At 64.6% G+C, this 13,472-nt stretch carries 9 protein-coding genes and 1 pseudogene; 6 read left to right on the top strand and 4 right to left on the bottom strand.

Features of this window, described 5'->3' with window-relative positions; genetic code table 11:
* The first annotated feature begins 10 nt into the window (after window positions 1–10).
* Complete coding sequence (locus ACXYMW_RS12495) at window positions 11–1,267, top strand: TRAP transporter large permease (protein ID WP_459035660.1); 1,257 nt, start codon at window positions 11–13, stop codon at window positions 1,265–1,267.
* 7 nt (window positions 1,268–1,274) lie between these two features.
* Here the strand turns inward: ACXYMW_RS12495 and ACXYMW_RS12490 are convergent, their stop codons facing one another.
* Window positions 1,275–2,261 carry a LysR family transcriptional regulator gene (locus ACXYMW_RS12490; protein ID WP_459035659.1) on the bottom strand — a complete coding sequence of 329 codons (987 nt, stop codon included), beginning with the start codon at window positions 2,259–2,261 and terminating at the stop codon, window positions 1,275–1,277.
* 1,105 nt (window positions 2,262–3,366) lie between these two features.
* On the opposite strand from ACXYMW_RS12490, the gene ACXYMW_RS12485 reads away from it, so the two are divergent.
* Window positions 3,367–5,748 carry a PAS domain S-box protein gene (locus ACXYMW_RS12485; protein ID WP_459035658.1) on the top strand — a complete coding sequence of 794 codons (2,382 nt, stop codon included), beginning with the start codon at window positions 3,367–3,369 and terminating at the stop codon, window positions 5,746–5,748.
* A 138-nt stretch (window positions 5,749–5,886) separates the two neighbouring features.
* Here the strand turns inward: ACXYMW_RS12485 and ACXYMW_RS12480 are convergent.
* Window positions 5,887–6,241, bottom strand: a pseudogene (locus ACXYMW_RS12480) (DDE-type integrase/transposase/recombinase); the annotation flags it as partial.
* A gap of 126 nt (window positions 6,242–6,367) precedes the next feature.
* Window positions 6,368–6,865, bottom strand: a complete 498-nt coding sequence (locus ACXYMW_RS12475) for a lactoylglutathione lyase family protein (RefSeq protein ID WP_459035657.1) — start codon at window positions 6,863–6,865, stop codon at window positions 6,368–6,370.
* 103 nt (window positions 6,866–6,968) lie between these two features.
* On the opposite strand from ACXYMW_RS12475, the gene ACXYMW_RS12470 reads away from it, so the two are divergent.
* The 4 genes from ACXYMW_RS12470 to ACXYMW_RS12455 all read left to right on the top strand — a co-directional run bounded on the left by ACXYMW_RS12470 (window position 6,969) and on the right by ACXYMW_RS12455 (window position 12,857).
* Window positions 6,969–7,859: a LysR family transcriptional regulator gene (locus ACXYMW_RS12470; protein ID WP_459035656.1), complete on the top strand. Its 891-nt coding sequence runs from the start codon at window positions 6,969–6,971 to the stop codon at window positions 7,857–7,859.
* A 187-nt stretch (window positions 7,860–8,046) separates the two neighbouring features.
* A complete protein-coding gene (locus ACXYMW_RS12465; protein ID WP_459035655.1) occupies window positions 8,047–9,408 on the top strand; it encodes an MBL fold metallo-hydrolase RNA specificity domain-containing protein in 1,362 nt (453 codons plus the stop codon).
* 81 nt (window positions 9,409–9,489) lie between these two features.
* Complete coding sequence (locus ACXYMW_RS12460; RefSeq protein WP_459035716.1) at window positions 9,490–9,975, top strand: VIT1/CCC1 transporter family protein; 486 nt, start codon at window positions 9,490–9,492, stop codon at window positions 9,973–9,975.
* Between the two features lie 248 nt (window positions 9,976–10,223).
* On the top strand, window positions 10,224–12,857 hold the full coding sequence (locus ACXYMW_RS12455; protein ID WP_459035654.1) for a cation-translocating P-type ATPase: 2,634 nt from the start codon (window positions 10,224–10,226) through the stop codon (window positions 12,855–12,857).
* Window positions 12,858–12,871: 14 nt separating this feature from the next.
* Here the strand turns inward: ACXYMW_RS12455 and ACXYMW_RS12450 are convergent.
* Window positions 12,872–13,472: VIT1/CCC1 transporter family protein (locus ACXYMW_RS12450; protein WP_459035653.1), on the bottom strand; the 601-nt coding region annotated here is incomplete at its 5' end.

Here is a 13,472-nt window from a genome sequence, read left to right as displayed (position 1 = left end):
GGAGACTGCCATGACCGCGCCCCTGATCTGGATCTTCTTCGGCCTGATGCTGCTGTCAGTGCCGGTGGCCCATGCCATGCTGGGCGGCGTCGCCGCGGCGCTGTGGCTGGACGGCAAGCCGATGGCGGTGATCGCCCAGCGGCTCTACACCCCGACCCAGAGCTTCCCGATGCTGGCCATCCCGTTCTTCATCCTCGCCGGCAACCTGATGATGTCGGGCAAGTTCGGCGTCTATCTCGTCAACGTCGCCCGGCTCCTGGTCGGCAACTTCAAGGGCGGGCTCGGGCAGGTGTCGATCATCGGCTCGGTGATGTTCGGCGGCGTCTCCGGCTCCGCCGTGGCCGATGCCTCGGCGCTCGGCAACGCGCTCATCCCGGTGCAGAAGGCCGAAGGCTACCCCTCCGGCTTCGCTGCGGCGATCAATTCCGCCTCCTCGACCGTGTCGGTGCTGATCCCGCCCTCGATCCCGCTGATCCTCTACGGGCTGGTCTCCAACGTCTCGATCGTCGACCTGTTCATCGCCGGCATCCTGCCGGGCGTGCTGCTGGGCGTGGGCATGTTCGTCGCCGTCGCGGTGGTGGCACAGGTGAAGAACCTGCCGCGCTCGCCGCTCGCCGGGGGCTTCCGCGCCTTCCGGGCGCAGATCGTCGTCGCCCTGCCGGCGCTGCTGATGCCGGTCTTCGTCATCGGCACCCTGCGCTTCGGCGTCGCCACGCCCACCGAGGTCAGCGTGATGGCGGTGGCCTATGCGCTGCTGGTCAGCGGTCTGGTCTACCGCGACCTGTCGCTCAAGGGCATGTGGAGCGCGGCCGTCGATACCGGCCTGATGACCGGCGCGGTGATGATCATCATCATGGCCTCCTCGACCATCCAGTGGGTGCTGACCGCCGAGCGGGTGCCGCAGGAGCTAGCCGAGTTCGTGCAGGCGACCTTTGCCGAGCCGTGGATGGTGATCCTCGCGCTGAACGTGGTGATGCTGATCGTCGGCGCCTTCCTCGACCTGCCCGCCGCGGTGCTGCTGCTGGGGCCGCTCTTCGTGACCATCGGGCAGGCCATCGGGCTCGACCTCGTGCAGCTTGGCCTGATGATGGTGGTGAATCTCGCCATCGGTCTCTACACGCCGCCGGTCGGCACCACCTTGTTCATCTCCTCGGCGATCTCGGGGGCCCGCATCGGCGAGACGGTCAAGGCGCTGCTGCCCTTCTACCTCGTCGCCCTCGTGGTTCTGCTGCTGATCTCCTACGTGCCGGCCCTGACCATCTACTAGGGCCGCACTACAGCCCCCAGGGCACCACCTCGATCAGCTCCGGCCCGGCTTCGGGCCGGAACTTGCATCCGAAGCCCGCCAGCAGGGACCGCGCCTCGGCATCGTGCTCCTCCGCCCTCCGGGTCAGCCATTGCGAGAACCGGGTGACGATCCGCCGGTTGAGATGGCGCGGCGGGCAGACGAACCAGTAGGCGGGAAAGTCGATCACCTCGAGCCCCGGGCTGAACGGCACCAGCTCGCCGCGCCTAAGCTCCGGCAGGCACTGGGTGACACTGTCGAGCGCCAGCCCGCCGCCCTGCTTGGCCAGCTCGATGGACATCGACGAGCGGTCGAAGCGGAAGGGATATTCGACCTGCGGCAGCGCGATGCGGTTGGCGGCGAGCCAGAGATCCCAGCGGTAGAGCGCCTTGACGCTGTCGATCAGCCGCGCTGCCGCGATCTGCCCGGCGATGTCGTCGGAGATCGCCCGCAACTGCGCCAGATAGTCGGGGCTGCAGACCGGCAGCACCAGATCGTGCAGGACGCAGGTGACGGTCAGGCCGGTCCAGCCGCCGAGCCCGTAGCGCAGGTCGAGGTCGACGGATTCGGTGTCGAAGGCCGAGAAATCCGGGGTGGCATCCACCCGGATGTTCCAGTCCGGGTTCTCGGCGGCGAAATCGGCGATCCGCGGCCCCAGCCAGCGCACCCCGAAGCTGGGGCTGACGCGCAGCGTCAGGTTGCGGGCGTCGCGCTGGCGGGTGATCGCGCTGCGGGCGTTGCGGATCGCGCTGAAGGCCTGCGTGGTGGTCTGGAACAGCCGGTCGCCGTCCAGCGTCAGCACCAGCCGGCGCTTCTCGCGCCGGAACAGGGCGACGCCGAACTGCTCTTCCAGGAGCCGCACCTGCTGGCTGACCGCCGAGGGCGACACGCCAAGCTCGGCGGCCGCCTTGGTCACCGTGCCGAGCCGCGCCACCGCCTCGAAATACTCCGTCGCCTTGAGATTGCTGTCCCGCATATGCCCGTCGCGCGTCCGCCTCCGGTCGCCACGGTAGGAGGACATCGGCAGGCGGGCCAGTCCGAAACCGGCGCGTCAAAATTTCCGGACCTGCGCATCCTTTGCCCAATGCCTGCATCTTGCGATGCCGTCTTCCTGGTGAACCGGTGGATCAGCGAAGAACGGCGGATCAGCGGCGGCGCCACAACAAGCTTCTCCGCCATCCCATCGGCGCGCCGGAATGGCCCGCAAGATCAGGCTCGCCTGAACCCGGGAGCAGATGGCCCGCGAGCTGATCCTGTACCGGCCCGTGTGCCAGGGAACCGTCCATCGGCCTGTCCACTCGAAGGATTGCCTGCGCCGCGAACGGGGGGCTCTTCCGAAGCCTCGAAAAGGCAGCCGCGCGCGTTACCGCCTCACGTTGAAACGCGAGATCTGCGGCTTGTCGTGTAAGCGCCCGGGCCAGAGGCGCTCGGACCCGATCATCAACGGCGCGTCCCGCCAGGAAGCCGGCGAGTTCCTCGTTCCCCCTGCGATCTCGAAACGAACGGGCTGCCGCGTCCAGCTCTGTGTGATGGCCGCTCGCTCATTGACCTGACCCGCGGCGTAGAGGTCCGGGACTTTTGGCGTGACGCGGTTACGGCCAAGGGGCGTGCCGTCGCGCCAATGCAGCTTCCTCGATCCGTTCGGCCGTGCGTTCGTGTAGCGGGGCCAGGCAACCCGAGGTCGGCAATGCGGACCTCCCTGCCGTTGGCCGCGAGCGTTCAAATTGCGCTGCTGTCGCGAAGGCCGTTGGAAAGGAGTGCGGGGCGTGATCGTTTGCTGCGTCGCCCACGAACGCGCGGGGTGCGAGGAGCCGACTTCAGCAAGTCGATGTGCGCCGTCTGGCCAAAGCGCCGCGATCGGCCCGAGTATGTGACCCAGGGGTCGCCTTGACGTTTCAGAACGGGTGATGCTTGCTCCTTGCAAGATGTCTCGCCATCGCAGAGCGTCGTCCGATCAAATTGCCCCTCGATACCCCGTGTGGCCGGTGGAAAACGGCGCGCCGAGGGTCATGTGTCTTCGTCATAGTGAGCACCCGATCGACCATGTCTATCTCCACCTCTGCGCATTCCGTTCCGTACGGATGGCGGTATCCGGTTTGGCGCAGGGCTCGGCGACCTTCGAGAGGTCACGCTTCGCGCGCGTCGAACCTGTCGCAGGGATTGCCGGCTTGGAGCAGGCAGCCGCAGGCAGTGACACAAAGCGCGTTGTCTGGAACAGACACAACCGCGAACGGCAGCACTTCATGGACAAGGAAAGCGCAATGAGCAAGGACGGTGACCCCTATAGCGACGTCGATGTCCCGTCCCTCGACCCGTCGGTTGCCAATGCCGTCCTGTCGCAACTTGTGGAGGGCGTGATCGTCACCGACCTTGATGGTCGCATCATTTTCGTCAACGACGCCGCGGAACGCCTGCATGGTGCCAAGCTTCTGGGCGTGATCCCATCGGAATACGCGTCGGCCTATTCACTCCTCACGGAAGACGGCCAACCGTATCCACCGGACCTGCTTCCGCTGTCGCGGGCCGTCCTCCGCGGCGAGACCGTCACCGATGCGAAGTGGCGCATTGTCCGGCCGGACGGCACCGTGGTCCATGCGATCGGTTCGGCGACGCCGGTTCGGGACCGCGAGGGGCGCCCAGCCGGAGCCGCCCTCACGATCCGGGACGATGGCCTGCGCCTGAATTACGAAGCTTCGCTGAGAGAGCATGAGATCCGCCTGCAGACCCTCGTCGACAACCTGCCGGGCGGGGTCGTGTATCAGATCGAGACGGTCGATGAAGGGCCCGAACGCCGGTTCACCTACATATCACCAAGTCACTTTGCGCTCACCGGGATTCCTGCCGAACGCGTGCTCGAGGATGCGCAGGTTGCCTACGACCTGATCCACCCCGATGATCGTCAGAGCCTCGCGCAGGCCGAAACGGAGGCGCTGGCGCGGCAGGAGGCGTTGGACATCGAGGTCCGCTTCATCCGGGCGGATGGCGCGATCCGGTGGTGCCGACTGATTTCGGCCCCCCGGACCAGCGCCGAGGGCGGCCTCGTCTGGGACGGCATGCAGATCGACATCACCGACCAGAAGGCGGCGGAGGAGGAGATCGAAGAAAGCCGCCGACGCATGGACGCGATCCTAAACAACACGCGCATGGCAGTGTTCCTGATGGATGCACGGCAGCACTGCGTCTACGCGAATGCCGCGGCGGAGGAGCTGACCGGATACAGCTTCGCAGAGATGGAGGGGCGCCCCCTGCACGATGTGGTGCACCACACACGCCCGGATGGCTCGCCCTACCCGCTCGAGGAATGTCCCATCGACCGCGCCTTTCCGGAACGGGCGCAGGTGGAGGGCGAGGAGTTGTTCATTGCACGGGACGGATCGTTCTATCCCGTGGCCTTCACTGCAAGCCCGGTGCTGGACGATGCCGAGAAGCCCGTGGGCACCGTGATCGAGGTGCGCTCCATCGCAGCCGAGAAGGCTGCGGCGGAGGCGGAGAAACTGCTTGCCCACGAGGTCGATCACCGGGCAAAGAACGCCCTCGCCCTGGTGCAATCCATCGTGCGGCTGACGCCGTTCGTGACGCGGGACGCTTACGTCAGCGCCATCGAAGGCCGGATCGCCGCGCTGGCCGGTGTGCACTCGCTGCTGGCACAGAACCGGTGGACAGGGGCGTCCCTTCTGACGGTGATCGAACGCGAACTCGCGGCTTACGCGGACGGCAATTCCGATCGTCTGCAGCTCTCCGGCCCGACCGCGACGATCAAGCCCGAGCTGCTGCAGCCTCTGAGCATGATCATTCACGAACTGGCGACAAACGCGGTCAAGTATGGCTCCCTCTCGGCGCCGGGCGGCTCGATCGCGGTGACCTGGACCCTCACCGAGCAGCTCGAAATCGTGTGGACGGAGCGAGGCGGTCCCGAAGTGTCAGAGCCGGAGACGATCGGTTTCGGCTCGCGCCTCATGGCAGGGGCCGCGAAGCAGATCGGCGGAAGCGTCGAGCATTTCTGGCCCAAGGAGGGCCTGCGCTGCCGGATATCGGTTCCGGCGGAGCGAATAATCCTCCTCCGCGACACCGATCGGTGGCACTCGACAGGCCCCGCATCCGATGTCTCGACGGTCGCTGGCAAGCGGGTGCTGATCGTGGAGGACGAGGCGCTGATCGCCTTCGATCTGGAACGTTTGCTTTCCGACGCCGGGGCAGAGGTTCTCGGGCCGGTCTTTTCCCTCGACCAGGCGACCGAGTTGGCCGCAAACGAGGACTTCGATTGCGCCGTTCTCGATGCCAATCTGGCCGGGTTCAGTTCAAGGCAATTGTGGGAGTCGTTTGCTGCACAAGGAAAGCCTTTCGTCATTCTGACAGGATACGAGAACCTCGATGCGCCCCCGACTTGCCGGGTGTTGCGGAAGCCGGTCGAGGAGGCCCAGCTGATCGCCGCTCTGTCGGCTGAGCTCCTCAGGACATCCTGATCGCGATCAAGGACGGACTGAAGGGCTTCCCTGCGGCCATCACCGCCGCAACCATCCGGGGCCGTCTGACGCGGGCGCTGGTGCAGTCAGGCAAATGCGAACCAGTCTCCGCCTAGGGAAGGAGCTCTGCCGTTGGTCCGCGCATAGGCCGCGCCACTCGGCGACGGCAGCGGCGCGGTTCAGCTTGAAGTTGGCGCGGGATGAAAGGCTGCGCTCCGAGTTGAATTGGTTCGAGAAGGGGGCATGCACGGCTGTGAACATCTGCAGGCTTCGCAGCCGTCTGAAACGAGGCATCGCGCACTCGCGTCGTCGGAACGACAAGTGGGAGTTCTCCGCACGATTGTCCGCCCAGCGGGCAGTCTCTTCGGGCACCCTCCACTATTGATTTGAGTGCCGCGCCGTAGGACCTCAGCTTATCGTTCACGATTGCCGCCGGTTTGCCGTGCTGACGCATCGCTCGCCGTAGGAAGTTCAACGCGGCCTTCCTGTCGCGTCACCTAGTCACTTAGCTCCCCAGGAACCCGCGGACACTTTCAGTTCATCGTAATTTCGGCCCGACCCAGTAGAATGCGATGTCCGGTTGTGCCGGCCCCGTGTCCCACGGAGCCAGCGCGGCCAGCTACTCGTAGGCGCCAGCGGAATAGGTGAGCTCGTAGCTGTGGCTGTAGAGCTCGAAGACGATGCCGAACGGGTCTTCGACATAGACCATCCGGTAGGGCTTGGTCCCCGGGAAGTATTCGCGCACCGGCATCCGCTGCCGCCCGCCGGCTTCCACGATGCGTTGGGCCAGGCCTTCGACGTCCGGGTCCTGCACCGCGAAGTGGAAGGTGCCATGACGCTTGTGCTCGAGCTTGTCCTCGGGCGCGTAGTTGCCGGGGAACTCAAAGATCTCGATACCTATGCCGTCGGCGGTCGACAGGTGCGCGATCCTGAGCGAGCCCCATCCGGGGCCGAACACGTCCGTGCACATGACGCCGATGGCGCTGTCGTCCTCCACCGCCTCGGAGGGCGCCATCACGACGTAGAAGCCGAGCACCTCAGAGTAGAATTTCACGGCGGCGTCCAGGTCCGGAACGGATAAGCCGATATGGGAGAAGGTGCGGGGTGTCGGGGCCATGTCATATCTCCATTCGCGTTGCGTTGGGGCAGATATGGACTGTGAATGCCGGTTTGTGAAATTATCATTCTCGATAGAGATCAGAACGCAGTATTATCATTAGATGTTGAACGCCACTTGGCTCGAGACCTTCACCACGCTTAGCGAAACCGGGCACTTCACCCGGACGGCGGAGCGTCTGAACATGACCCAACCCGGCGTGAGCCAGCATCTCCGGAAGCTCGAACAGCAGGTCGGACAGGCGCTGATCAGCCGGCAGGGAAAGAGCTTCATCCTCACTGCAGCGGGCGAGGCGGTCTTCGCCCTTGGCCTGTCCCGCCGGGCCGAAGAAAAGCGCCTGCGCGACGTCATCCAGGCGGACGATCGGGACGCGGGGCCGGTGTACATCGCCTGCTCCGGCAGCTTCGCGATGCTGCTCTACCCAACCCTGCTGCCCTGGATGCGCGCCGCGCCCGACCTGAACGTTCACCTCAAGGCGGCTCCGCAGGCCGAGATCCTGGCAGGTCTGCTGGAGGGACGTTTCGACCTGGGCCTGCTGGGGGCGGACCCCGACCATGCGCGACTTGAGGCCAAACATCTTGGACGCGAGGAGCTCTGTCTCGTCCTGCCGGCGGACGCAGCCGACACGCCCGTGACCTTCGGCGATCTCCAGAATCGGGGCTTCATCGCGCATCCCGATGGTTACGGCTATGCCGATGACTTGCTGCGGCTGAATTTTCCGGACGACTACCCTGGTGCCGATCGGCTGAGAGTGCGCGGTTCGATCAACCAGATCGGTCAGATCCCTGCCCCCGTGGCCAAGGGGGTCGGCTATACGCTCCTGCCCCGAAGCGGCGTGGAAGCTTTCTCCGACAAGGCGCGCCTCTGCGTCCGTCAGCTTTCGAAGCGCCGTTGGCACGAACTTTGGCTCGTCCTGCGCCGCGGTCGTCGCTTGTCGGCAAGGGCGCGCCATGCGCGGGACATCATCGAGGAAGCCGCCAAGCAACTCCGGTGAGCAGCAGGTCATCCGGTTCAAACGAAAGGCCAACACGAAATGCGCCCCCCCCTTGATTGCCGCTGACCTGAGCCTTGGCGAATGCGAGGTCTATAGGGCGAGCCCCTCCCTGGCGCCATGATCTGGATCAAGGTGCGAGGACCGCCGGGCTGCCACGCTCCGGACTACACGCCGCGGAGGGAGGCCGATGGACACGCCGCGCCTGACCATGCTGGGGGCCGCGGACACGGTCACCGGCTCGCGCTACCTGCTGGAAGCCGAGGGCCGCAAGCTGCTCGTCGATTGCGGGCTGTTCCAGGGCTACAAGACGCTGCGCCGACGTAACTGGAAGCCCTTCCCGGTGCCGCCGGCCACGCTCCACGACGTGTTCCTGACGCATGCGCATCTCGACCATTGCGGCTACGTTCCGCGGCTGGTGGCGGATGGCTTCTCGCGACAGATTCACTGCACCGCGGCGACCCGGGACCTGGCCGAGATCATCCTCAAGGACAGCGCCTTTCTCAACGAACGCGACGCCGAGCGCTCCAACCGCTATGGCTACACCCGACACGCGCCGGCCCGCCCGCTCTACAGCGTGGCAGAGGCCACCGAGAGCCTGTCGCTGTTCCACCCGGTGAGCTTCGACGAGATCCACCGCAGCGGCCCGATCGAGTACCAGTTCAAGCATGCCGGGCACATCCTCGGCGCCGCCAGCCTAAAGCTCTGGTATGGCAATCGCAGCATCGTGTTCTCCGGCGATATTGGGCGCTGCAACGACGTCACGCTGGCCGATCCCGAGGTTTTCGACGAAGCCGACTGCCTCGTCATCGAAAGCACCTACGGCAATCGCTTCCACGGCAAGGCCGAGGGTCTCGACCTGCTGGCCGATGTCATTTCCCGGACCGTAACCCGCGGCGGCAGCGTCATCATCCCGTCCTTCGCGGTCGGCCGCACGCAGCAGTTGCTCTACCTACTGAGCCGCCTCGAGCGCGCCGGCCGGCTGCCCCGCATCCCTGTCTTCCTCGACAGCCCGATGGCGATCAACGCCTCCGACATCTACTGCGCCCATCCGTCGGATCACAGCCTCGGACAAGCCGGGTGCCGCGCCGCCTTTGGAATCGCGCAGTACGTGCACGGCTCCGAGGAATCGAAGATGATCACCGCCAGCAAGTTCCCCAAAGTGGTGATCGCCGGGTCCGGCATGGCCACCGGCGGCCGGGTTCTGCATCACCTGAAAACCTGCCTGCCGGACCCGCGCTGCGCGGTAATCCTGTCGGGTTTCCAGGCCGGCGGCACGCGCGGCGCCAAGCTTGCTGCCGGCGCCGAAAGCCTCAAAATCCACGGCCACCATTTCGACGTCAATGCCGAGATCGTGCAGCTCGATCAGCTCTCGGCGCATGCCGACCGGGCCGGCCTGCTGGAATGGATAGCGCGCTTCCGGCGGGTTCCTCAGACGATCTTTGTGACCCATGGCGAGCCTGACGCCGCCGACGCGCTGCGCCTCGCGATCATCGAAAGGTTCGGCGTCCGGGCCATCGTTTCGGAACATCTGGAAAGCCACGCGCTCTGACCGGCAACGCGCCGCCACCGGGCGGCACGCGTCGGGCGGGTCCCCTGCCGCGGAGCGACCGCGCCGCCGACGCCCCCCCACCTGCGGGATGCGGTCTTTGGCGCCGTCGACGGGACGATCACGACCTTCGCCATCGTCGCCGGAGCCGGGCTGTCGCATCATGTCGTCATCGACATCGGCCTCGTCAGCCTGCTCGCCGACGGACTGTCGATGGCGGTCGCCGACTGGCTTGGGGTGCGCACCGACGCGGACAACGCCAGAAGCGACGGCGACGGCCCCGAGCGTTGCGACGAGGCGCGGCTGGCCGACATCCTCCTCCGCCACGGAATGGCCGGAGAGCGAGCCCTGCCCTGCGTCCGAGCCCTTCAAGACATGCCGCCGGGAGCCGCCGTCTCGGACCCCGCAGCGCGCCCGGCCCCGCGGCCGCCACCACCTTCGCGGGTGCTGTCAAACAAATTCGAACCAGTCACCGTTTGGGCAAGAAGCTTTGCGCCTACCCAACACAGAGGCCGCGCCACTCTGAGGTGGTCCCCACGGGACCGGCAGCAGGCCAAACAGCTCCCTTGATCTCCGTCAAAGCGCCCAGCCTGCGTGTGCGGGATGGTACAATAAAGGGAGCCCCAGATGACGCTAATGAACCGACCAGTCGAATTGGGGTCGTCGGATCGCGAAGCCCGACTCTGGCGCTCGATTTCGCCGCGGCCAATGTCATGGTGACCCAGGCCGCACGACCCGGGGAAATGCCCTCGGAGCCCGTGGTCAGCCCGGCTCCAACGAGGGGGAGCCCCCAGCACACCCAAGTATTCTGGCATTCAATGTCCGGCGACGACGTGCTGCAGGCCTGGTCGTCCGGTAGGGCGGGGCTCTCGGCGGACGAAGTGCAAAGAAGGCGGAAGCAATTCGGCTTCAATGCTCTTCCAGTGCTAAAGCCGCCGGGTTTTCTTGAGCGGCTCAGGCGGCAATTATCTAACCACCTCATCCAGGTACTTTTATTGGCGACTGCGGTAACACTTCTTTTGGGGCATCTGCTCGATGCCTTGGTGATCTTTGCCGTGGTATCGATAAACGCACTGGTGGGCCTAGTGCAGGAAGGGCGCGCGGCGAATGCCCTCGCCGCCGTTCGCAATTTGTTGCAAACGCACGCCTCCGTCCGAAGGGGCGGACAAAGCCTGCGAGTAGAGACGCGAGAGCTGGTACCTGGAGATGTCGTTCTCCTGGAACCGGGCGACGCGGTTCCCGCTGACATGCGCCTGATCGAAGCCGAGGGCCTGTCGGTCCAGGAAGCCGCCTTGACCGGGGAATCCGTGGCCGTCACCAAGAGCGTGAAGCCGGTCGCTGCCGAAGCGATGTTGGGCGACCGGGAGGGAATGGCATATACTGGCACTCAGGTGTCCAGCGGCCGAGGCTTGGGAGTGGTCGTGGCCACCGGAGTGGCGACTGAACTCGGGAAGATCGGGAGGTCGCTTACCTCGTTCGAAGATGTTCAAACTCCTCTGCTGCACCAGATCGAACAGTTTTCCCGCGTCTTGAGCACCACGATTATCGCTGCCTGTGGTGTCCTGTTTGTCGCGGCGTTGGTGATGTCGCAGATGCCGGTGGACTACGCGTTTTTGGCGATGATCAGCTTAGCGGTCTCTGCGGTTCCGGAAGGTCTTCCGGCCGTCATTACCATTGCCCTGTCAATCGGTGTACAAAGAATGTCCATGCGAGGGGCAATCGTGCGCCAGCTGCCGGCAGTCGAAACCCTTGGCGCAGTGTCGGTCATCTGCACGGATAAGACAGGCACCCTGACGATCAACGAGATGGTGGCCCGGTATGTCGTGCTCGATGCCGCGTCACCGGCAGTGGCTCTTCCGGACGCACAAGAGCAGGAACACAGCGAAAACTACCCACCCGGGCTTGCGGATCTCTGCGCAACAGGCGCCCTGGCGAACGACGCCCGGGTTCAGGGTGACGGGGCTTCTTCGACATTTCATGGGGACCCGATTGATGTCGCGCTGTTGTCTCTGGCGCGCAGCATCGAGCTCGACGTGGATCAACTCAGTCAGCGTAGCCCGCGGCTGGGCGAGATCCCTTTCGACACTGATGCCAGGTTCATGGCCGTGCTGGTAAAGGAGGGCGATGGTCGAACAATCCATGTGAAGGGAGCGCCAGAGGCTGTTTTCGCTCGTTGCTCGAAAATGCTCGAAGAAGCCGGTGCGGCTACATTTTCACCTGCCGATTGGAAGCTCAGGATCGACGAGTTGGCGGCCAAGGGTCTTAGACTCCTGGCCTTTGCACGGAAAGACGCAAACTCCGTCGAACAACTGGAAAAGGAAGACGTCCGCGAGCTTACGCTTCTTGGCGTGGTCGCGTTTTTCGACCCTCCCTCAAAGGAGTCGAAATCCGCCGTCGCGGCTTGCCAGGAAGCCGGGGTGCGAGTGAAGATGATTACCGGGGATTATGCCGCTACGGCGAAAGCCATCGCCGAAATGGTCGGGATACGACCGGTCGCGGAGGTTCTCACGGGAGCGGACATCGACCACCTGGAGGACGAGGAACTCCAGGACCGGGTCGGTTCGGTCGACGTGTTTGCCCGCGCCACCCCGGAACACAAGCTCCGTTTGGTGGAGGCGCTACAGGCTACGGGCAAGATTGTCGCCATGACGGGGGATGGGGTGAACGATGCCCCTGCCCTCAAGCGCGCTGAAATTGGGGTAGCGATGGGGCGGCGAGGTACCGATGTGGCGAAAGCCGCATCCGATATCGTCCTTACCGACGACAACTTCTCGACGATTGTAGCTGCCATCAGAGAAGGGAGAGTCGCTTACGATAATATCCGCAAGGTGATTGCCTGGACTTTGCCGACGAATGGCGCCGAAGCCCTCATCGTCATCATCGCAATTCTCTTGGGCGTGACCATGCCGATAAGTCCTACCCAGATTCTTTGGATAAATATGGTTACCTCAACCGCCCTGGGGCTAAGTTTGGCCTTTGACCCCCCGCAGTCGGACGTCCTGAGCAGGCCGCCGCGACATCCCGCGGCATCCTTGGTTGACCGAGAAATGGTCTGGAGGACTGTCCTTGTATCCGGCTATTCAGCCGTCGCCGTGTTCTGGGCGGTCGCATGGTCGGACGCGAAAGGATACGAAATTGGCCGGACACAAGCTCTCGCCGTGAATATCATCGTACTCATTGAGGCGGCGTACCTTTTATTCATCCGGCGTGTCTCCGGAAGAGGATTGCAGATCCTTCCATTCACCCGGGCCGTTGCAATTGGGTTGGTCACCGCCACGATTGCGCAAGTCTTGCTTACGTATTCTTCTCCTCTGCAGCTGGTCTTCGGAACGATCGGGCTGGCGCCAAAGGAATGGCTGGTCGCTGGAGGTCTGGCTGGCACTCTGTACGCGATTCTCGAATTCGACCGCATCGCAAGGTCATGGATCCGTATGCAGCCGAAGTCACGTTGACTTGGCGCCACGTCTCAGCCGGACAGTACGATTCCGGCGGCGTATGCCACTATTGCGGCCCCTCCCCCAATCAGGGTCGTTTCCACCATCGTATGGAGGCGCTTCCGGCTCGTCCAAGCCCCGCGGATGTATCCGATGATCACGAAAGCCGCCGCGGTAGCGAAGGCAGATGTTGCGAAAGGCCTCGGAAGATTCAGGATGAACGGCCACAACGGCATCATACCCGCCGTGACAAATGCCAAGAAGGTCGTAAGGGCTGCCCGCCCCGGGTGAATTGTACTTCCCCGGGTGACGGGCTGGGAAGCGGCCAAATCCGTGGCGACGCGGTCAAGGCAGGCTTCAAGTCGCTCGGGAGGTACTCCGGCCTCGAGTAATGTCCGCTTGGCCGCCAGGATGTCGCCCCCTCGGCCGGACCTTCCATGACGGACGGTGTGGTCTGCGTCAGTTCGCACTCCCAACCAGTCGGCGGCCGCCATCGAAATTCCGTCGGCCAGCACGCTGACAATGCCGATGACCACCACGATGTGGGTGGCCAGGCCCGCGCCGGCAGCTCCGGCCACGATTGCAAATGTCGTCACGGCACCGTCGACGGCGCCGAACACCGCGTCCCTGAGG

This window comes from Roseivivax sp. CAU 1761 (genome assembly GCF_054482755.1).
This window is presented reverse-complemented; position numbering and strand designations above follow the sequence as displayed.